The following is an 18645-nucleotide window of genomic DNA, read 5'->3' as shown; positions in this document are numbered from 1 at the left end:
ATGCGAACCTTTGGATCGTGCTGCCGGCTCAAGCCCTCTGGACGGCGGCGCTGTGCCGTTCCCGCCGACGGCGACGGCGACCGGGTTCGGGGGTTGCGTCGAGCCAGATCACCAGCGCCAAGGCGACGAGCGCTGGTAATCCGAGGGCGAGGAATGCGCCGGTCCAGCCGACCATGCTGTACGCCAAGCCCCCGTACCAGCTCGACAGGGCGCCGCCGACGCCCTGCACCGCATTGACGCTGCCCAGCGCCGTCTGGGTCCGGCCTGAGCCCCAGGTCAGGTCGGCCACCACCACCGGCACGGCGACGCCGACGATGCCCGAGGCCACGCCGTCCAGCACCTCGGCGGCGATCAGCCAGACCGGATCGTCGATCAGGCCCGACATCAGCGCGCGGACCGGCAGGACCGCGAAAGCGACCATCAACATCTGGCGGCGGCCCCGCCTGTCGGCGAGCGATCCGGCGAACAGCGCCACCGGCACCATCACGAGTTGCGCAACCATCACGTAGCGGGCCGTCCAGGTGGTGGCGTCCGCGTTGCTGGCGACGAGCTTCTGGCCGAGCAGCGAGAGCATGCCGCCGTTACCGAGGTTGAACAGGGTCAGCGCCACGGTCAGCACCAGCAGCCGGCGGTTTCCGAGAACCTGCCGGATGCCGCTGCGCTCCGGCTCATCCGCGTCGTCCTCCTTCCAGCCGACGGCCCGGCGGCGACTCCAGGCGCCGGTCGGTGTGGTCAGCGTCGCGACGATCGCCGCGACCGCCATCCCACCCAGGACCCAGAACGCGATTGCGGGGCCGAAATAGCCCGTGCCGAGACTGATGCCGCCGGCTGCGATCAGGATGCCGAGGTGATTGAACGCTTGGTTGCGGCCCTGCTGCTTCGGGAAACGGTCCTTGCCGACGATGCCGAGGGTGAGGGCCGCGACGGCGGGCAGCAGCAGGGTGCCGCCCGCCGCCGCGAGAAGCTGTGCGCACAGCACGGCGGGGAAGCTGCGGGCCGGAAGCAGCAGCAGCGTGCCCGCCAGGATCGCCCCGCAGGCCAGGGCGATCAGGAGGCGCGGCGAGCGCGAGCGGTCGACCAGGGCGCCGAACGGGCCGCTGAGGAACAGAGTGCCGAACCCGACCAGGGTGATGACGAACCCCACCCGCGCGGGGCTCCAAGACCCTGCCTCCGCCAGCCAGGTTCCCAGGAACGGCCCGAGGCCGCCCTGGATATCCCCGATGAACAGGTTGATCAGGGCAAGGTTAGCGGTGGGAGCCATGCGATCCGGGAGCCGTTTCGGGCCCCGGACCTGGACTTGCCCCCGGTTACGGTCAAGCCCGGGCCGCCCGTCGCGTCACCAAACCGCGCACGGATGCCGCCGGACCTGTGGACCGCACGAATCCGCGTCGCGCGGTCAGGATTCGGAAGGTCCATACGTCATCAGGCCGTGACCGAAGGACCAGTTCTCGGGCGAGACCTCGACGAGGACGATGACGACTTCGGCCGGATCCAACCCGGGATCGCGGCCGAGATTGCCGGCGATGGCGGCGTAGAGGGCCCGCTTCTGTGCGGTGCTGCGGGTGGCGCTCGCGACGATCTGGACGATCACGAGATTCTCACCGTGGCGGATGCCGACATATTCCGGGCTGAAGATGAAATCCGCCGCCGCATGCTCGTGGATCACCGTGAACAGGTCGCCGTCCGGCACCGCATAGGTCTCGCGCATCGCGGCGTAGATGCCGGAGACGAGGGCGGCGCGATAAGCCTCCGTCGTGCCGGCGCGCAGGGAGATACGGGTCAGGGGCATCGAGACACTCCAAGGAAGCCGGGTGATCAGTGGCCGCGCGCCGCCGCGAGGCCGGGATGGGCGAGATGTGCGATCGCGACGGCGGGCGTACCGGCGAGCGGCTCAGACCGGAGCGTGAAGCGGGTCAGCCGCCAGACCTCGGGATCGAGGCCGGCCAATGTTCCGAGGATGCCTGTCTCGCCGGCGATGGCGCGGCCGCGCGACCGTTCGGCCTCGCTCAGACTGGCGAGATCCTCCTCGGGGGCAACGAGGCGCGTCTCCTCCGACAGAAAAAGGGCCGTGGTGGCAGGCCCGAAATCGACGGCCGCGGGCAGCCAGGTCTCGACGCGCGGCCGCCCGAAGCTGTCGACGACGGCCCGGAAAGCCGGAGCGGCCAGGAAGGCGGCGGCCGCGCGGGCATCCTGCCATAGGTAGAGTGAGCTGTAGGCGTTCGCCGCCCCCGCCCGTGCCTGCTCCTCGATCGTGACTGCCTTGAAGACCAGCCCCGGGATGGCGTCCCAGGCGGGCGCCCGCTCAGCGACGCGATCACGGATGCGCTTCATGTCGTAGTCGGCCGGCAGGCGGTGACGGTATCGGGCGATCAGCATCGGGCAAACCTCGTTGGGGTCGACAGGCTTGCACGGTCGTTTGATAACTGCGACATATCGCAGACGATATCTGTCATTTCACTTGCTTATGACTGTACCTCCCCTCGATCTCGACGGTGTCCTGACCTTCGTGCGTGTGGCCGATCTCGGCAGCTTCACGCGTGCGGCCGAGGCGCTTGCCACCTCGCAGGCGGCGATCAGCCTGCGGCTCAAGCGCCTGGAGGACAGGCTCGGCACGCGCCTTCTCGACCGGACACCGCGGCACGTCGCCCTGACCCGTCAGGGGGCACAGTTCCTGCCGGCGGCCCGGCGGCTTCTGGAGGCACATGACAGCGCGCTGGCGGAGGTCGCCGCGACGGTGCCGGCCCGGCTGAGCCTCGGCATCAGCGACCACGTCGCCGGGCCAAGCCTGCCCGCGCTGCTGAGGCGGCTCGGCCTCGACGGGGCCGGTCTCGTCACGGAGGTGCGGATCGTGCCTTCGCGGGATCTCGCGAGCGCCTTCGACACGCCCGGCGAGGGCGGCTACGACGCCGTGATCCTCCGTACGGAATCAGCCTCCGGGCACGACGGAACGGTGCTGGCGGAGGAGCGCCTGGGCTGGTTTGCCGCGCCGGACTTTCCCGCGCCGCGTGCGGGCGAGCCGCTGCGGCTCGCGGGTCTCGCCGGTCCGTGCAATGTCCGGGGTGCCGCGACGCGCGTCCTCGACGCGGCGGGCCTGCCCTGGACCGAGGTCTTCGTCGGCGGCGGGGTGCTGGCGGTCGGGGCAGCGGTCACGGCCGGCCTCGCGATCGCGGCCCTCGCGCCGAGCACCGCGCCCCCGGGCGCCGCGGAGGTCGGCGCGCGGCTCGGCCTGCCCGAATTGCCCCGGACCTGGATCGTGCTGCGCGCCCGCCGCCTCGACGGGAGCGCCGCCCAGGCCCTGCGCGCCCTGGCGGCGGCCTACCGCAACCCCGGCGGCCGCTGACGGGCCGCCGGTCGTGGGCCTCAGGAGGCGAGCGGGCCCTGGGCGCCCTGCTGCTCGATCACCTTCTGCCGGTAGAGACCGACGAAATCGATCGGGTCGATGTACAGGGGCGGGAAGCCCCCGTTGCGCACCGCCTCGGCCACGATCTGGCGGGCGAACGGGAAGAGCAGGCGCGGGCACTCGATCATCACGGCCGGATGGATCTGGTCGGCCGGGATGTTCAGCAGGCGGAACACCCCCGCGTAGGTCACCTCGAAGGCGAACAGCACCTCGTTCTGGACCTTGGCATCGCCCTCGAGCTTCAACTCGACCTCGAAATCGGTCTCGGAGAGCTGCTGCGCGTTGACGTTGACCTGAATGTTGATCTGCGGCCCCTGGCCCTCCTTCGGCTGCAGTGAGCGCGGCGCGTTCGGATTCTCGAAGGAGAGATCCTTCGTGTATTGCGCCAGGGCGTTGATGGTCGGCACGTCGCCCTGCGGCATGCCGCCGCCGTTGCCGTTCGCTGCCGGAGAATCGGCCATGCGGATCATCCTTCTCGATCAGCCGGCGCGGCCGGCGCGTGTTGGTGTCGCGGCGGGTGCCGCCGGATAAAGCCGCGGAACTGCCCAAACGGCAGGGCCGCTAACACGCGGACCATCCCTGGACAAGCGAGCTGGTGCGACGCTGGCGTTGCCGACCCGAGCGACCCATATCGGGATCGAGCCGCGCGAGCCGACACCGCACGTGTACAACCGGCTCGCTCCGGACGCGTTGGTCGGATATGAGTCGGCAGGATTTATGCGCGCCTCGACGGCGCCGCACCGCGTCTGACCTGAGCAACCGGCACAGGGTCTTGCCGCGGCCACCATCGGATCGGTGATGCAGGACAGTTTCGACGTTACGACCATCATCTTCCTCGCGCTCGCAGTCTTCGTGATCTGGCGTCTGCGCTCGGTGCTCGGCCAGAAGACCGGAGCGGAGCGCTCGCCGTTCAAGCCGGTCGACCGCAGCCGGACCGAGCCCCAGGCGCGGTCGGAGGGCGACAACGTGGTGCGCCTGCCGGGCGCCGACCGGGTTCAGCCCGCGCCGCCGCCGGCCGCGGCGCCTCGGGACTGGCGCGGGATCGCCGAGCCCGGCTCCGAGATCGCGCGCGGCCTCGAGGCCTGCGTCCAGGCTGAGCCCGGCTTCGATCCGCGCACCTTCCTGGAGGGCGCCAAATCGGCCTACGAGGCGATCATGATCGCCTTCGCAAAGGGCGACCGGAAGACCCTGCGCGGGCTCCTGTCCAAGGAGGTCGGCGAGGCGTTCGAGCGGGCGATCGTCGAGCGCGAGCGCAACCGGCAGACGCTGGAGACCACCTTCGTCTCGATCGACAAGGCCGAAATCGTCGCCGTGGAAGTGCGCAACCGTGTTGCGCAGGTGACGGTGCGCTTCCTGTCGAACCTCATCACGGCCACCCGCAACGCGGAGGGCAAGGTGGTCGACGGCAGCGCCGAGACCGTGGTCGAGGTGCCGGATGTCTGGACCTTCGCCCGCACCCTCGGCTCGCGCGACCCGAACTGGCAGCTCGTGGCCACCGAGGCCGGCGCCTGAACGCGTGGCAGCCCGGCCGTGCCGCTGCCAAGCCTCTCATCCGGCCTCTCATTCGGAACCGTTCCGGCCACCGTCGCCGCCGCGCTTATCCTGACCCCGCTTGTCCTGTCCCGTCCGGCCAGCGCCGCCCCGGAGAGGATCGGCGGCGCCGTCCTGACACCCGTGGCGATCGAGACCCTGCCGGGCTTTCCCGGCTCGGATCCCGGCGCCGCGCGCGACGCCTTCCGCCGGGTCTGCGCCGCGCCGCCGCCAGCCCTGCCGCAGCCCGCGGGCGTGGCGGGCGATCCCGAAGCCCTGGCCGAGGCCTGCGCGGCGTCCGTGGGCGACGTGCCGGATGCCGCCACGTTCTTCCGCGACCATTTCGACGCGTTCCGCGTGGAGCGGCCGGGAGCCGGGCAGCCCGGCTTCCTGACCGGCTATTTCGAGCCGGAACTCGATGGGTCCCTCGATGCCGCCGCCGAGTTCCCGACGCCGGTGCTCGCCCGCCCCGACGATCTCGTCTCCCTCGGCCCCGGCGAGACCCGCCCCGGCCTCGATCCGTCCCTGCGGGCCGCACGGGCCACCCCCGCCGGGTTCGTTCCCTACCCCGACCGCGCCGCCATCGAGGACGGGGCACTCGGCGCGCGCGCACGGCCGATCCTGTGGCTGCGCGACGCCGTCGATCTGCTCGTGCTGCAGGTGCAGGGCTCAGGGCGTGTCCGCCTGCCGGACGGGCGCGCGGTGCGGGTGCTGTATGACGGGCGCAACGGTCAGCCCTACACGGCGGTGGCCAAGCTGATCGTGCAGGCGGGGCACCTGCCCCTCGAAGGCCTGACGCTCGCCCGCTGGACCGGGTGGCTGCGCGACCATCCCGACGCCGGCCGGCGGCTGATCCGTGCGAACGCCTCCTACATCTTCTTCCGCCTCGCCGAGGTGGCGGATCCGGCTCTCGGTCCCCCGGGCGCCGCGAACGCGCCCTTGAGCCCCGGCTACAGCCTCGCGGTGGATGCCGGCCTGTGGCGTTACGGGCTGCCGTTCTGGCTCGCCGGAAAGCTGCCCGATCGAGCCGGAGGCGAGGCCGGGCGCCTCGTGATCGCCGCTGACACCGGATCGGCGATCGTCGGGCCGGCCCGCGGCGATCTCTTCGTCGGCACCGGTGCCAAGGCCGGCATCGTCGCCGGAAACCTGCGCGACGCCATCGGCTTGGTGGTCCTGCTGCCGAAGCGCAACCCGGCGCAGGAGCGGGCGCCGTGAGGCCGCCCCGCCGCGGGCGCCGCCTGAGCGCGGGCGAGGTCCGGCTGTGGGACGCGATCGCCAAGCTGGTGACCCCGCTGCCCGGACGCGCGCCGCCGATCCCCGATGCCGCCCCTGTCCCGGCGACGCCGGGTGCCACCATGCCGGCACTGTCGACCCCGATCCTGAAGCCGAGCGCGGCACCGGTCGCCAAGAAACCGCGTGCGAAGCCTCCGCCCAAGCCGGCAGCGTCACCGCTGCATCCTGTGACCGCCGCCCCCTATCAGGCGCCGCCGCAGCACAACACGCCGAGCGCGGGGCTGGAGCGGACCGCCAAGGTCGGCCTGCGCCGCGGGCGCCTCGCCATCGAGGCGCGGATCGACCTGCACGGGATGGTGCAGGCGGAGGCTCATGCCGCGCTCACGGGCTTCCTGCTGCGGGCGCGGGCCGCCGGACATGGCTACGTGCTGGTCGTCACCGGCAAGGGCGGACCGGGCTATTCCGAGGCCTTCGCCGAGCGCGGAGTCCTGCGCCGCAGCGTGCCGCACTGGCTTCGGGGGCCGGACTTGCGCGGAATCGTCCTCGGCTTCGAGGAGGCCGCCCGCCACCACGGTGGCGGCGGCGCGCTGTATGTGCGCCTGCGGCGCCGATAGGGCATCGCGCTGCGTTCCGGCTTGGATCGTCCAACGGGGGCAGGGCCTTCGGCCTCCCCCGCCCCGAGGCGCCTTCTGGCCGTCTTGCTCGACCCAATGGGGCGTCAAACCGCGCGGGGCCATGCTGTTGCGGCAGGGCCCGTTCGCGCCGATATCGACACACGGCGCACGCGGCGCCGTGCACACAGCCGTTCGAGAGATGCCGGAGCTTCCCGAAGTCGAGACGGTGCGCCGGGGCCTGGCGCCCGCCCTGGTCGGCGCGCGTTTCAGCCGCGTCACCCTGCGCCGGGCCAACCTGCGCTTCCCGTTCCCGGAGCGCTTCGCCGCCCGGTTGGAGGGGCGCGCCGTCACGCATCTCGCGCGCCGGGCCAAGTACCTGACCGCCGACCTCGATTCCGGCGAGACGCTGATCATGCATCTCGGCATGAGCGGGCGGTTCGACGTGGCGCTGCCCGACGGCCGCAACCTGTCGCCGGGAGATTTCTACCTCGAAGGGGCCCAGGGCACCCCCAAGCACGACCACGTGGTGATGGCGATGAGCAGCGGCGCCACGGTCACCTACAACGATGCCCGCCGCTTCGGCTTCATGGATCTCGTCCCGAGCGCGGATCTCGCCGCCTGCCGCCACTTCGCCCGGATGGGCGTCGAGCCCCTGGACGGGCTCACGGGGGCGGTGATCGCGCGGCTGTTCCGCCACAAGTCGGCGCCGCTGAAGGCCGCGCTCCTCGACCAGCGGCTGATCGCGGGCCTCGGCAACATCTATGTCTGCGAGGCGCTGCACCGGGCGCGCCTGCATCCGGAAGCGCCGGCCGGGAGCCTCGCCAAGCCCGACGGTCGCCCGACGGCCAAGGCCAACGCCCTGGCGAAGGCGATCGTGACGGTCCTGGAGGCGGCGGTCGAGGCCGGTGGCTCGACCCTGCGCGACTACGCGCAGACCGATGGTCGTTCGGGCGCCTTCCAGCACGCCTTCCGGGTCTACGACCGGGTCGGCCTGCCCTGCAGCCGGCCGGGCTGCGGCGGCGCGATCACCCGCATCGTGCAGGCCAACCGCTCGACCTTCTTCTGCACCGCCTGTCAGCCCCCCGACTGAGGGCATCGATCCGTCGCCTCTCGCGCCGCAAAACGGCATTTTCGCCACAAACACGGCTAGGGTCGGAGCCCTCGACGTGCGCACCCGGTTGCGGGCAGCCGATCCCGGCCCGCGACGCGTCACGGGTCGCGCGGGCCCAGACAGGATCCCGATGTTCTTCCGCCGCTCAAAGCCCCCCGCGCCCGAGACCACCGCGCTGGATCCGACGGACGGGCCGGCCCTGCCGCAGCGGCTCTCGCCGCGCTCGCCCGGCGAGGCGATCAAGCCGACCGCCGCCCCGCCGCCGCCGGAGAAGCCCGAGCGCGAGCGGAGCGGGCTCGTGGGCATCATCAGCGGGGCGCTGACCTTCGCGGTGGTCCTCGCCATCGCCGCGATGATCGGGATCACGCTGTTCCAAAGGCAGGTGCGCGAGCCGGGGCCGCTCGCGGCCGACAAGGTCGTGGTGATCCCGACCCACAGCGGGACGGGCGAGATTGCCGACACGCTGAAGCGCGAGGGCGTGATCGACCATACCGGCCTGTTCGAGTTCGCCGCCCGGTTCGGCGGCAGGCCCGCGCTCCGGGCCGGCGAGTACGTGTTCAGGGCGCATGCGAGCATCGCCGACACGCTCGATACGATCGCCACCGGCCGGCAGGTCCAGCACGCCATCACGTTCCCGGAGGGCCTGACCTCCGAGCAGATCGTGACCCGCCTCAACGACAACGACGTGCTCGCGGGGGAGATCGGCGACATCCCGGCGGAAGGCTCGCTCCTGCCCGACACCTACAAGTTCGAGCGCGGCGCCACCCGCCAGCAGATCGTCAACCTGATGAAGGCCAAGCAGCGCGAGGTGCTGAACCAGATCTGGCTCCGGCGCAGCGCCGACGTGCCGGTCCGGACCCCGGCCGAGATGGTCACCCTGGCGTCGATCGTCGAGAAGGAGACCGGCCGGGCCGACGAGCGGCCGCGGGTGGCCGGCGTGTTCATCAACCGCCTGAACAAGCGGATGAAGCTGCAATCCGATCCGACGATCGTCTACGGGCTCGTGGGCGGCCGCGGCACCCTCGGCCGCGGGATCATGCGGTCCGAAATCGACCGGCCGACGCCGTACAACACCTACGTGATCGAGGGCCTGCCGCCGGGGCCGATCGCCAATCCCGGCCGGGCCGCCCTGGAGGCGGTCGCCAACCCCTCGCGGACCAAGGACCTCTTCTTCGTGGCGGACGGAAGCGGCGGGCACGCCTTCGCCGATTCGCTCGAAGCGCATCAGCGCAACGTCGCACGCTGGCGCGCGGTGGAGAAGAACCGGCAGGCGCCGCCGGATGCGGTCGACAAGGTCGAGCCCGGCCCCGATCCGGCGACGCCGGGCCGCGCCTCGGCCTACGCGCCGGGCGGCGCGCCCGCGGCCAACGGGACCAACACGAACGCGGCCTTCCTCGAGACCGGGGCGCCGAGTTCGCGGGCGTTCGACGCCTCCGAGGGCACGCGACTCGATCCGCTGAAGAACCGCAGCTACGATCTGGGCTCGCCGAAGACCGTCCCGGCCCTCGCCGAGCCGGCACCGGCACAGCGCGGCCGGCGCTGACGGCCGGGGCCGGATCGCGGTCCGGCCGTTTTCGAGATACGCGGCCCGACCTTGAGCCGCCTGCCGCGGGAGGAAGCGCCGCATGTCCCGGATGATCTTCGTGAACCTGCCCGTCGCCGACGTCGAGCGGGCGGCCGGCTTCTACGCGGCCCTCGGGGCGGAGCGGGACGCCCGCTTCTCCCAGCCAGGCACGGCCGCCGCGATGGTGTTCTCCGACGCGATCGTGGTGATGCTGCTCAGCCACGCGCATTTCGCCAGCTTCGCGCCGCGCCCGATCGCCGACGCCCGCGCCGCCACCGAGGTGCTGATCTGCCTGTCCGAGGAGAGCCGGGCCGCGGTCGATGCGCGCGTCGCGCGGGCGGTCGACGCCGGCGGACGCGCCGACCTCAGGGCCCCGCAGGCGATGGGCGAGATCATGTACGGCCGCACCCTCGAGGATCTCGACGGCCACGTGATCGAGCTGATGTGGATGGATGCGGCGGCGGTCACGCAGGGTCAGCCGGGCGCGTGATCCCGCCGCGCCGCTCTCCTCCGAAGCCCGCGCCGACGCCGACGAACCGACCGACCTCTTCCCCACCCACAGATCCGTGCTACAGGCCCCGATCTTCGAGGGGGGATGGGGGTCGCCATGGCCCAGATCGCGAGCATGACCGGCTTCGCCCGCGCGGCGGGCACCACCGGGCCGGTGCAATGGGTCTGGGAGGTCCGCAGCGTCAACGGGCGCGGCCTCGACGTGCGCGTCCGCGTGCCGACCGGCCATGACGGCGTCGGCGAGACCGCCCGCACGGCCCTCCAGAAGACCCTCACCCGCGGCCAGTGCCAGTTGACGCTGGCCCTCACCCGGCCGGAGGCGACGTCGCGGGTCCGGATCAACGAGGCCCTTCTGGCCAGCCTGGCGCAAGCCGTGGCCCGGGTGCCGGTCCCCGAGGGCGTGGCGCCCGCCACCCTGGACGGGCTGCTCGGCATCCGCGGCGTGATCGAGACGGAAGACGAGGCGACGGACCTCGAGGCGCTCACCCGGGATCTCGCCGAGGGCGTCGTCCGGTTGGTCGCGGATCTCGTCGAGGCGCGCCGCGCCGAGGGCCGGCAGCTGGAGCAGGTCGTCGGCGCCCAGGTCGCCCGGATCGCCGCGCTGACGCAGGCTGCGGAGGACAACCCGGCGCGCCAGCCCGAGGCGGTGCGCGCGCGCCTGGCCGCCGCCGTGGCGGCGCTGGGCGGCAGCAGCCTCGATCCCGACCGTCTGCATCAGGAGGCCATGCTGCTCGCCGGGAAGGCGGATGTGCGCGAGGAGCTGGACCGCCTCCGGGCGCACGTTGCCAGCGCCCAGGAGCTGCTGGCCGCCGGCGGCGCCATCGGCCGCCGCCTCGACTTTCTGGCCCAGGAATTCGGACGCGAGGCCAACACCCTGTGCGCGAAGGCCAACGACATCACCCTGTCGCGGATCGGGCTCGACCTGAAGGCGGTGGTCGAGCAGTTCCGCGAGCAGGTCCAGAACATCGAATGACGGGTCGAGACGTGAGGATATGGATGCCCAACCCCGCGGAGCCACGCGCATGACCGAGCCGGCCGGCGGCGCCGCCAACCCCATCGCGCGGCGTGGGCTGATCCTGATTCTGTCGTCGCCCTCCGGGGCGGGCAAGACCACCCTGACGCGGGCGATCGCGCAGGATCCGGCCTGGGCGCTCGACCTGTCGATCTCCGTGACCACGCGCTCCCGCCGCCCGTCCGAGATCGACGGGCGCCATTATCACTTCATCGATCGCGAGGCGTTCGAGGACCTGCGCAGCCGCGACGACCTGCTCGAATGGGCCGAGGTCCACGGCAATTACTACGGGACGCCCCGCCGGCCGGTGGAGAAAGTGCTCGGGGCCGGCCGGGACATGATCTTCGACATCGATTACCAGGGCACGCGGCAGGTGCGCGCGAAGCTGGCCCAGGATGTCGTGACCGCCTTCATCCTGCCGCCCAGCATGGCCGAGTTGCGCCAGCGTCTCGAGCGCCGGGCCGAGGATTCGGCGGACACCATCGAGAAGCGTCTCGCCAACGCCCGGACCGAGATCCAGCGCTGGGTCGAGTACGATTACGTCATCGTCAACGACGACCTGCAGAACGCCTTCAAGGCTCTCCAGGGGATCCTGGCGGCCGAGCGGCTCAAGCGCGCACGCCGCACCGGGCTGGCGCAGTTCGTCGACGGCTTGCTGGCCGAGACGCCGTAGAGAGCCCGCCGCGCTTCCTATGGGCGGATCAGCACGACGCCGCCGATCAGGAGCCCGACCCCGATCAGCCGCGGGAGATCGACGGATCGCTGCGCCAAGCCGAGCAGGCCGAACTGATCGAACAGGATCGAGGCGAGCATCTGCCCCGTCACCAAAAGGGCGAAGAAGGTCGCGGCGCCGAGCTTCGGGACGAGCAGGATCGCCAGCCCGATGAAGAGCGCACCGAACAGGCCGCCGGTCCAGGTCCACCACGGAATGCGCCCCGCCACGCTCGCCGTGGGCACGGGATCGCGCAGGGCTGCGGCCAGGAGCGCCATGCAGCCGAGGCCGACCGCGTAGCTGGCAAAGCCCGCCCACGACGCCGAGGCGAGCCCGGCGCGCAGGTTCGCGTTCAGGATCTGCTGCAGGACGAGGCCGGCTCCTGCCAGGACAGCGAGCAAGGCGGGAAGCGCGAAGACGAGCATCGGTGAGCGGGCCTGTTCGACGGGATTGATCCACCCGCAGTGACAGCCGTTCCGATGCAGGCCGTCAAATGCCGGGCCTGCTGGCTTACATGGGAAGCCCGCACGCCCGCTGGCCGTATCTGCGGCGCTCAGTGGCCGGCTGTACCCTCGGGCGCGGGATTCAGCCAGGCGCGCATCGCCGCGAAGGTGGCGATTGCGGCACCGGTCAGCTCCGCTTCCGCCACCGGATCGTCCGCGAAGATCTCGAGCCGCGCCCGGAGGGCCGCCCACATCGACCCGGCGGCCGCGCCATGCGCCCGGTAATAGGCGAGCCCGGCCCCGGAGAGGCCATGCAGGTTGGCGATGTGCCGGCCGATCACCTTGCCGCCCAGGGTCGAGCCCTCCAGCACGTATAGCGCCCCCGTGGCCGCGGCGGGTCCCCGAAGCACGGGCCCGTCGCGATCGTTGAGCTCCGGCAGCGGCAGGGCGGCCACCGCGTCCGGACCCAGCCCGAGATGGTGGAGGTCCGCGGCCAGCAGCGCAAGGCGGCGGCGCGGTGCGAGAAAGGCCTCGTCGGCGAGTGCCGCGCCGATCACAGGCTCCCAGGCCGCATGGAAGCCGTGGAGCCGTGCCAGCAGGGTGCGATAGCCCGGCAGCGTCGCGACGCGCGCCCGCCAGTCGAGGGAATCCTCCAGGGCTTGGTGGGCCGGTCCCGTCGCCGCCCGAAGCCTGGCATGCAGGCTGTCGCGGACCATCGCTGCGGCGGCGCTCACGCGGTGATCGTGAAGCAGGCGCCGGGATTGTTGGCGACGTCGAGCCGGGCATTGATCTGGTCCAGCATGGCCCGGATCAGCTTCATGCCCAGCCCCGAGCCCTTGCCGCGGGCCTTGGCGTCGGCCCAGTCGTCGGGGAGGCCGGCGCCGTCGTCGCAGACCCGGAGCTGGATCTCGCCGGGACCGGAGGCCGAGACCTTCACCTCGACGCGACCGCCGCCGGCCGGGTTCGCGGCATATTTGAAGGCATTGGTCACGAGTTCCGTGGCGATCAGCGAGAGCGCGACCGCCTTGCGGTAGGGCACCATCAGGCCAGGCTCCGCGGACAGATCCACGGCGTGCCCGTCGCCGGCGAGCCCCGCGAGATCGTTGCACAGGCTCTCGATGGTCTGGCCGAGATCGACCTCGTCGAAGCGTTCGGCCTGGTACAGGCTGTCATGCACCCGCGCGACGCTCATCACCCGGGCGGAGGTATCGGCGAAGGCCTGCCGGGCCTCGCCGTCGGCGATCTGCCGCCGCTGCATCTGCAGGAAGGCGGAGACGATCTGCAGGGAATTCTTCACCCGGTGGTCGATCTCGCGGGTCAGCAAATCCTTCTGCTCGAGCAGGCGCTCCTTCTCGGCCAGAAGGCTGGTCAGTTCGTCGATCTTGCGGCGCTGGCGCAGCACGACACCCTCCACGGCCTCGGTCAGCGAGGCCGCGAGCTGGAGCTGCCATTCCGCCCAGGGACTCGCGAAACCGGTGCGCTCCTCCACCCAGCGCTCGAAGGAGCGGCGCGGCAGCACGGCGACAGGGCCGCTTCCGGCGAGAACAGGCTTGCGCGGGTCGCCGCCCCACGTGACCGTGCTGGGCACTTCGGGACGGAACCAGAGCAGCAGGTTCTCGCGCGATTCGTCCACGAAGGCGGCCAGCAGGCCGCTGGCGATCTCGCGGTGGGGCGCCGCCGCGAGGTACTCGGTGGTGAAAGCGTTGCTGCCGTAGACGCTCTCCCCCGACGGAACGCGTTCCCGCAGCCAGTCGGCGATCCGCGCCATCATGTCGGGCGGCGGCGTCCGGCCGATCTGCGTGACCCGCTCGCCCGAGACGATGGCGGCGCCCGAGGCGTTGAACAGATCGAGGAGCGTGGTCGCGCCGCCGGTCAGGGCCGCCACGAAATCGTCGGAGCGGGTCAGCCCACGCACGAGGCGCCCCTCGACATCGAGATGGGCCTGCCGCTCGTCCCAGAGCCGGCGGGACTCGATCTCCTGCACCCGCATGGCGAAGGCGTCGGTGAGCACCGCCGCGGCTGAGCGGGTCTCCGGGGTGACGTAGTGTGGACGGCGGTGATGGCCGATCATCAGGCCCCAGAGCCGTCCCTCGACCATGATCGAAATCGACATCGACCCGTTCACGCCGAGGTTGCGCTGGTACTCCAGGTGGATCGGCGACAGCGTCCGGTGCTGCGCGAAGGTGAGGTCGATCGGGCCGTTTCCGGCGCCCGGCGCCGTGACCAGACCGACCGGCACGCTGTCGCGGTCGATCACGAAGCGGCTCTTGGCCTTGGTGTAGAGGGCACGCGCCTGAGCGGGGATGTCGGAGGCGGGAAAGCGCAGGCCGAGCAGGCTCCGCGACCAATCGGGTGTCTTGTCCTCAGCCACCGCCTCGCCGTTCCAGTCCGTGTCGAACCGGTAGACCAGCACCGCCTCGAAGCCGGTCAGTGCGCGGATCTCGAGGGCGGCGATCCGGGCGGCATCCGCCAGGGTCGCGGCCTCACGCAGGCGGCCGACCGCAAGTTCGACGTCGACCTGACTGGCGGTTGCAAAATCGTCGACCGAGTCCGGCTCCAGCTCGAGTTCGACGATGAGCCGGCCGGCATGGGCATGGGCGACGGCATGGTAAGGCGTGCTCCGGCCCGGAAGGAGCAGCCGGCGACGTACCGAGCGGCCGTCATCCAGGGTTCCGCCCGCCAGACGCGCCTGGACCGCCTCGATGAACGCCACCGGCAGGACATCGGCGAGCGGGCGGCCCGCCAGCGGCGGCTCGGCCGGATCGACGATCTCGAACACGTTGGCCGAATAGGCGAGGATCAGCAGGCTCACCGTATCGGCGGCGAGCATCACGGCATTGGGCTGGATCGAGCCGGGGATGTGGATCGGCTCACGCTCGCAGATGCTGGCATCCACCGGCTCGGCCCGAACGCGCTGCCCGATCGCCGTCATCACGGCCTCGCGCGACTGGCCGGCCCCAAGGCTCTCGAGCGGATCGATGGTCAGCCACGTCACCGCGCGACCCTTAGCAGCCCTTCCGTGACGCATATGGACCCGGGCGCGCAGCGGCTGGGGCAGCCGGCCGAAGACATGGTCGAAGCTCTCGTCCAGGGCGCCGCGGCGCGCGCCGGCGAGGAAGCGGCCCCGGAAGCTCGGGACGTTGGTGCCCGGCATCACGTCGCGGAAGAAGTTGCGCCCCAGGACGGCGTCGCGTGCCAGGCCCGAGATCGCGCTCGCGCCTTCGCTGAACGCCACGACGGCTCCGGCCGCGTCGAGACCGATGACGCCCTGGTCCAGGCGGTCGATCGCGTCGGGCGCGAGTACGTCGAGGTCGACGCCGATGTCGGGGGCCTGGCTCGGCGGCATCAGGAACGAAACCAGCTCATTCAGTCGGATATGACGGCGCAATCGGTTAAGCGCAACGATTGTGGTCGCGACAAGATCAACACTCGTACATCTTTTGTTTGAGGTCGGATAACGCGCTCATAAGTCCTTCCTCAACTGTAGGATGATATGCCGGATGCTCGCACAGGCTCCGAACCGTGCGGCCTTCGGCAAGAACATAGATCAACAAATGCGCAAGGTGCTCCGCGGCGGGGCCCAGCATCTCTCCGCCGAGCAGTCGGCCGTTCCGATCAGCCCAGAGACGGATGCCCCCGCGGTTCAGGCCCTCGACGCGGGCCCGCCCCTGACCGGAAAAGTCCATTCCGCCAACGACGCGGTCCTGCGCCGTGGGATCGTGAGGCGCTCCGACAACTGCAACCTGCGGGTGTGTGAACACGAGGGCGAAGCCTGGCAGGGGCGCAGGCGCCTCGACGGCAAGGCCCGCCGCCAGGGCGGCCGCATTGGCTCCGGCGATCGCGCCCTGTCGACTCGCCTCGTGCAGCACCGGCCGCCAGGCATCCGCGTCACCCGCGATCAGGATGGGCGCCCCCGAGCAGACGAGGCTGCGATGGTCGAAATCCGGCACCCCACCTTCGCCGACGCGCAGGCCGGCGGCCGCGAGATCGAGATCAGCGAGATTGGGGGACCGTCCCGCTGCGGCGAGAATGCGGGCCGCCCGGGTGACCTGCGGTTGTCCGGCACGATCAGTCCAGGCGACGCGCACGCCGTCGCCGTCCGGCGCGGCCTCCCGAATACGGGCGCCGAGGTGCAACGCGAACTCCGCACCGAGAATCTCGATCGCCTGCCGGTTGAGGTCAGGCTCGGACAGACCGGCGACGGTGTCCCCGGCATCGATGACCGTCACCGCGACGCCGAGCCGCGCCATCGCCTGGGCGATCTCGATCCCGACGGCGCCGGCGCCGAGGATGGCCAGCGAGCTGGGCAGGTCGGGGATCTCGAACAGGGTATCGGTGGTCAGGAGGCGCTCGCCCAATCCCTTGAGCGGGTCCGGCACGACCGGGCTCGATCCCGTGGCGATGACAGCCGTGCGGAACCGGATCTCCGCCTGATCCTGGACGATCAGGGTGCGCGCGTCGATGAAGCGGGCATTGCCTGCAATCCGGGTGTCGTCCGGCAGCGCGTCGAGCCCCTCGAAGACGCTGGCGACGAAACGATCGCGCTCGGCGCGGAGGCGTTTCAACACCGCCGGGCCGTCCACGGTGACGCCCGCGACCCGGATGCCGAACAGATCGGTGCTGCGGGCTGCGTGGGCGGCGGCACCGGCAGCGATCAGCAGCTTGGAGGGCATGCAGCCGACCCGCGCGCAGGTGGTCCCACCCGGTCCGCGCTCGATCAGCACCGCGCGGGCACCCGCAGCCGTGGCGGCGCGATGCGCGGCGAGGCCGGCCGTTCCGGCCCCGATCACCGCCACATCGACATCGCGTTCGCGCATCACCACCCCGGACATTTCGCCGGGGCCAAAGTCTCACGGCCCAGGTTCGTTCCGCCTGCGCGCTCGCGCCTCAGCCCGATCCGAACCGGCCGGAACCCCGCACCCGCCGTCGCCGGCGGCGCGGGGTCACCGAGTCAGGCGCTGCGGCCGGGGGCCGTGCCGCCGAGGTGGAACACCCGGTGCGGCACCAGCTCGCCGCGCTCGACATCCCCGACGGCGACCAGGATTCCGGCGCAGGTCGCGAACGCCTTGCCCTCGACTGGGGCGTCGCGGCCCCGGAGGATCACCGGTTGGCCGCGCATGAGGCGCAGGCCCAGATCGCGCGAGACCGCGACTTCGGGGATCGCATCGAGAGCCGTCTCGACGGGACGCAGATAGGCCAGCGCGGCTTCAGGGGTGCCCTCCGAGAGCACGGAGACCGGGCAGGCCTCGGCCTCCGAGAAGGGGCCGACGCGGGTCCGGCGCAGGGCCGAAACATGGCCGTAGCAGCCGAGCATGCGACCGAGATCGCGGGCGAGCGCCCGCACGTAGGTGCCCTTGCCGCATTCGGCCTCGATCACCGTTTGCTCGCCGTCATGCTCGACGACCGCGAGCCGATCGATCTGCACCGGGCGGGCGACGAGTTCGACGACCTCGCCCTCGCGGGCGAGATCGTAGGCGCGCTCGCCCTGGATCTTGATCGCCGAGTAACGCGGCGGAACCTGCTCGATCGCCCCCACGAAGGCCGGCAGCGCCGCCTCGACCGCCGCGCGGTCGGGTCGCGCGTCGCTGGTCGCCACGGGTCGCCCCTCGGCATCGTCGGTGTCGGTTTCGATGCCCCACTGCACGGTGAAGCGGTAGGCCTTGCGGCCATCCATCACGAATGGGACGGTCTTGGTCGCCTCGCCGAGCGCGATCGGCAGGATGCCGGAGGCCAGCGGGTCGAGGGTGCCGGCATGGCCGGCCTTCTTCGCGTTGAAGGCGCGCTTCACCACCGCGACGGCATGGGTCGAGGTCATGCCGACATGCTTGTCGAGGATCACCCAGCCCGAGACGTCCCGGCGCTTCGGCCGGTCCGGTCGGGGGCCGCGCTGCGGGCGCCGCCCCTCCGGGCTCCGGCGCTCCGCGCCCGGAGCTGGAGCGGCGCGCTCGGCCGGCGGCTGATCTTCCATGGAAACCGTCATGTCCGCGTGTCCCCGGGGTCGACGCCCCGTCCCTTTCTGCTCGGTGACGGCACTCAAAGCCCCGTCCCGGTCTCCGGTTCGTCGTCGCGCCCGGTCTCGAGGTCGCGCTGCACGCGCTCGTCCCGCAGCAACTTATCGATGCGGGCCGCCTCATCGAATGTCTCGTCGCGGCGGAAGCGCAGTTCCGGCGCGAATTTCAGGTTCACGCGTCGCGCCACCTCTTGGCGCAGCACTTTCCGGTGCCGTTCCAGCGCAGCGATCACCGGCGCCTCGTCGAGGCCGCCGAGCGGCATGACGTAGGCGGTGGCGAGCTTGAGATCGGGCGACATCCGAACCTCCGGCACGGTCACGACATGCGTGCCGAGCACCGGATCCTGGATGTCACCGCGCTGGAGCACCTCGGCGAGCGCGTGGCGCACGAGTTCGGCCACGCGCTGCTGGCGCTGCGAGGGGCCGGTGGAAGTCGGTTTCTGGGCCATTCTGTCTCGGGCCGGCGCCGCTGGGGTGGCCGGCTCACGTTCTGAAAAAAAGAAAAG

19 protein-coding genes are annotated in these 18645 nt (G+C 71.5%); 9 read left to right on the top strand and 10 right to left on the bottom strand.

The genetic code is table 11. The features are described 5' to 3' along the window. Positions 1–28: 28 nt before the first annotated feature. The 3 genes from JOE48_RS19175 to JOE48_RS19165 all read right to left on the bottom strand — a co-directional run bounded on the left by JOE48_RS19175 (position 29) and on the right by JOE48_RS19165 (position 2376). A complete protein-coding gene (locus JOE48_RS19175) occupies positions 29–1261 on the bottom strand; it encodes an MFS transporter (protein ID WP_210032168.1) in 1233 nt (410 codons plus the stop codon). 135 nt (positions 1262–1396) lie between these two features. After that, the gene (locus tag JOE48_RS19170; protein ID WP_210032166.1) at positions 1397–1789 is read right to left on the bottom strand and encodes a tautomerase family protein; all 393 of its coding nucleotides are present in this window, start codon (positions 1787–1789) and stop codon (positions 1397–1399) included. Positions 1790–1815: 26 nt separating this feature from the next. After that, a complete protein-coding gene (locus JOE48_RS19165; protein ID WP_210032164.1) occupies positions 1816–2376 on the bottom strand; it encodes a DUF4865 family protein in 561 nt (186 codons plus the stop codon). Between the two features lie 88 nt (positions 2377–2464). Here JOE48_RS19165 and JOE48_RS19160 point away from each other — a divergent pair, with 88 nt between their 5' ends. Next, entirely contained in the window at positions 2465–3340 is an 876-nt protein-coding gene (locus JOE48_RS19160) for a LysR family transcriptional regulator (protein ID WP_210032163.1), read from the top strand. 20 nt (positions 3341–3360) lie between these two features. Here the strand turns inward: JOE48_RS19160 and secB are convergent, their stop codons facing one another. Then, positions 3361–3861 carry a protein-export chaperone SecB gene (gene secB, locus JOE48_RS19155; protein ID WP_210032162.1) on the bottom strand — a complete coding sequence of 167 codons (501 nt, stop codon included), beginning with the start codon at positions 3859–3861 and terminating at the stop codon, positions 3361–3363. Between the two features lie 337 nt (positions 3862–4198). Here secB and JOE48_RS19150 point away from each other — a divergent pair, with 337 nt between their 5' ends. From JOE48_RS19150 to gmk, 8 genes are all read left to right on the top strand, one after another. After that, complete coding sequence (locus JOE48_RS19150; RefSeq protein WP_210032161.1) at positions 4199–4912, top strand: Tim44/TimA family putative adaptor protein; 714 nt, start codon at positions 4199–4201, stop codon at positions 4910–4912. Positions 4913–4930: 18 nt separating this feature from the next. After that, complete coding sequence (locus JOE48_RS19145) at positions 4931–6145, top strand: murein transglycosylase A (protein ID WP_409518598.1); 1215 nt, start codon at positions 4931–4933, stop codon at positions 6143–6145. Further along, positions 6142–6777, top strand: coding sequence for a Smr/MutS family protein (locus tag JOE48_RS19140; protein WP_210032160.1), 636 nt, complete (start codon positions 6142–6144; stop codon positions 6775–6777). Before JOE48_RS19145 ends, JOE48_RS19140 begins: the two co-directional genes overlap by 4 nt. 199 nt (positions 6778–6976) lie before the next feature. Continuing rightward, a complete protein-coding gene (mutM, locus tag JOE48_RS19135; RefSeq protein ID WP_210032159.1) occupies positions 6977–7867 on the top strand; it encodes a bifunctional DNA-formamidopyrimidine glycosylase/DNA-(apurinic or apyrimidinic site) lyase in 891 nt (296 codons plus the stop codon). Between the two features lie 151 nt (positions 7868–8018). Further along, complete coding sequence (gene mltG / locus JOE48_RS19130; protein ID WP_210032158.1) at positions 8019–9431, top strand: endolytic transglycosylase MltG; 1413 nt, start codon at positions 8019–8021, stop codon at positions 9429–9431. A gap of 82 nt (positions 9432–9513) precedes the next feature. Beyond that, positions 9514–9942 carry a VOC family protein gene (locus JOE48_RS19125; RefSeq protein ID WP_210032156.1) on the top strand — a complete coding sequence of 143 codons (429 nt, stop codon included), beginning with the start codon at positions 9514–9516 and terminating at the stop codon, positions 9940–9942. A gap of 117 nt (positions 9943–10059) precedes the next feature. Continuing rightward, on the top strand, positions 10060–10935 hold the full coding sequence (locus tag JOE48_RS19120; RefSeq protein ID WP_210032154.1) for a YicC/YloC family endoribonuclease: 876 nt from the start codon (positions 10060–10062) through the stop codon (positions 10933–10935). A gap of 49 nt (positions 10936–10984) precedes the next feature. Then, entirely contained in the window at positions 10985–11647 is a 663-nt protein-coding gene (gmk, locus tag JOE48_RS19115; protein ID WP_210032151.1) for a guanylate kinase, read from the top strand. A gap of 17 nt (positions 11648–11664) precedes the next feature. Here gmk and JOE48_RS19110 read toward each other — a convergent pair whose 3' ends face one another. From JOE48_RS19110 to rbfA, 6 genes are all read right to left on the bottom strand, one after another. Next, complete coding sequence (locus JOE48_RS19110; protein WP_210032150.1) at positions 11665–12111, bottom strand: DMT family transporter; 447 nt, start codon at positions 12109–12111, stop codon at positions 11665–11667. Positions 12112–12239: 128 nt separating this feature from the next. Next, positions 12240–12845, bottom strand: coding sequence for a biliverdin-producing heme oxygenase (locus tag JOE48_RS19105; protein ID WP_210035896.1), 606 nt, complete (start codon positions 12843–12845; stop codon positions 12240–12242). A 14-nt stretch (positions 12846–12859) separates the two neighbouring features. Further along, positions 12860–15475: a histidine kinase dimerization/phosphoacceptor domain -containing protein gene (locus tag JOE48_RS19100; RefSeq protein WP_210032148.1), complete on the bottom strand. Its 2616-nt coding sequence runs from the start codon at positions 15473–15475 to the stop codon at positions 12860–12862. 76 nt (positions 15476–15551) lie between these two features. Continuing rightward, a complete protein-coding gene (locus JOE48_RS19095; RefSeq protein WP_210032146.1) occupies positions 15552–16946 on the bottom strand; it encodes a dihydrolipoyl dehydrogenase in 1395 nt (464 codons plus the stop codon). Positions 16947–17080: 134 nt separating this feature from the next. Continuing rightward, positions 17081–18109, bottom strand: coding sequence for a tRNA pseudouridine(55) synthase TruB (truB, locus tag JOE48_RS19090; protein ID WP_409518596.1), 1029 nt, complete (start codon positions 18107–18109; stop codon positions 17081–17083). A 53-nt stretch (positions 18110–18162) separates the two neighbouring features. Beyond that, positions 18163–18588 carry a 30S ribosome-binding factor RbfA gene (gene rbfA, locus JOE48_RS19085; protein ID WP_210032144.1) on the bottom strand — a complete coding sequence of 142 codons (426 nt, stop codon included), beginning with the start codon at positions 18586–18588 and terminating at the stop codon, positions 18163–18165. Positions 18589–18645: the final 57 nt, after the last annotated feature.

It is taken from the genome of Methylobacterium sp. PvR107 (assembly GCF_017833295.1).
Lineage (GTDB): Bacteria > Pseudomonadota > Alphaproteobacteria > Rhizobiales > Beijerinckiaceae > Methylobacterium.
Note: the sequence above shows the minus strand (reverse complement) of the source record. Positions and strands in the feature narration are given on the sequence as shown.

What these genes read in the sequence shown, in the direction of transcription:
- gmk (WP_210032151.1), top strand. Translation starts at nt 10,985, where the DNA reads ATGACCGAGCCGGCCGGCGGCGCCGCCAACCCCATCGCGCGGCGTGGG.
- mltG (WP_210032158.1), top strand. Translation starts at nt 8,019, where the DNA reads ATGTTCTTCCGCCGCTCAAAGCCCCCCGCGCCCGAGACCACCGCGCTG.
- truB (WP_409518596.1), bottom strand. Translation starts at nt 18,109, where the DNA reads ATGACGGTTTCCATGGAAGATCAGCCGCCGGCCGAGCGCGCCGCTCCA.
- JOE48_RS19165 (WP_210032164.1), bottom strand. Translation starts at nt 2,376, where the DNA reads ATGCTGATCGCCCGATACCGTCACCGCCTGCCGGCCGACTACGACATG.
- rbfA (WP_210032144.1), bottom strand. Translation starts at nt 18,588, where the DNA reads ATGGCCCAGAAACCGACTTCCACCGGCCCCTCGCAGCGCCAGCAGCGC.
- JOE48_RS19175 (WP_210032168.1), bottom strand. Translation starts at nt 1,261, where the DNA reads ATGGCTCCCACCGCTAACCTTGCCCTGATCAACCTGTTCATCGGGGAT.
- mutM (WP_210032159.1), top strand. Translation starts at nt 6,977, where the DNA reads ATGCCGGAGCTTCCCGAAGTCGAGACGGTGCGCCGGGGCCTGGCGCCC.
- JOE48_RS19160 (WP_210032163.1), top strand. Translation starts at nt 2,465, where the DNA reads ATGACTGTACCTCCCCTCGATCTCGACGGTGTCCTGACCTTCGTGCGT.
- JOE48_RS19170 (WP_210032166.1), bottom strand. Translation starts at nt 1,789, where the DNA reads ATGCCCCTGACCCGTATCTCCCTGCGCGCCGGCACGACGGAGGCTTAT.
- secB (WP_210032162.1), bottom strand. Translation starts at nt 3,861, where the DNA reads ATGGCCGATTCTCCGGCAGCGAACGGCAACGGCGGCGGCATGCCGCAG.
- JOE48_RS19100 (WP_210032148.1), bottom strand. Translation starts at nt 15,475, where the DNA reads ATGCCGCCGAGCCAGGCCCCCGACATCGGCGTCGACCTCGACGTACTC.
- JOE48_RS19125 (WP_210032156.1), top strand. Translation starts at nt 9,514, where the DNA reads ATGTCCCGGATGATCTTCGTGAACCTGCCCGTCGCCGACGTCGAGCGG.
- JOE48_RS19150 (WP_210032161.1), top strand. Translation starts at nt 4,199, where the DNA reads ATGCAGGACAGTTTCGACGTTACGACCATCATCTTCCTCGCGCTCGCA.
- JOE48_RS19105 (WP_210035896.1), bottom strand. Translation starts at nt 12,845, where the DNA reads ATGGTCCGCGACAGCCTGCATGCCAGGCTTCGGGCGGCGACGGGACCG.
- JOE48_RS19120 (WP_210032154.1), top strand. Translation starts at nt 10,060, where the DNA reads ATGGCCCAGATCGCGAGCATGACCGGCTTCGCCCGCGCGGCGGGCACC.
- JOE48_RS19095 (WP_210032146.1), bottom strand. Translation starts at nt 16,946, where the DNA reads ATGCGCGAACGCGATGTCGATGTGGCGGTGATCGGGGCCGGAACGGCC.
- JOE48_RS19110 (WP_210032150.1), bottom strand. Translation starts at nt 12,111, where the DNA reads ATGCTCGTCTTCGCGCTTCCCGCCTTGCTCGCTGTCCTGGCAGGAGCC.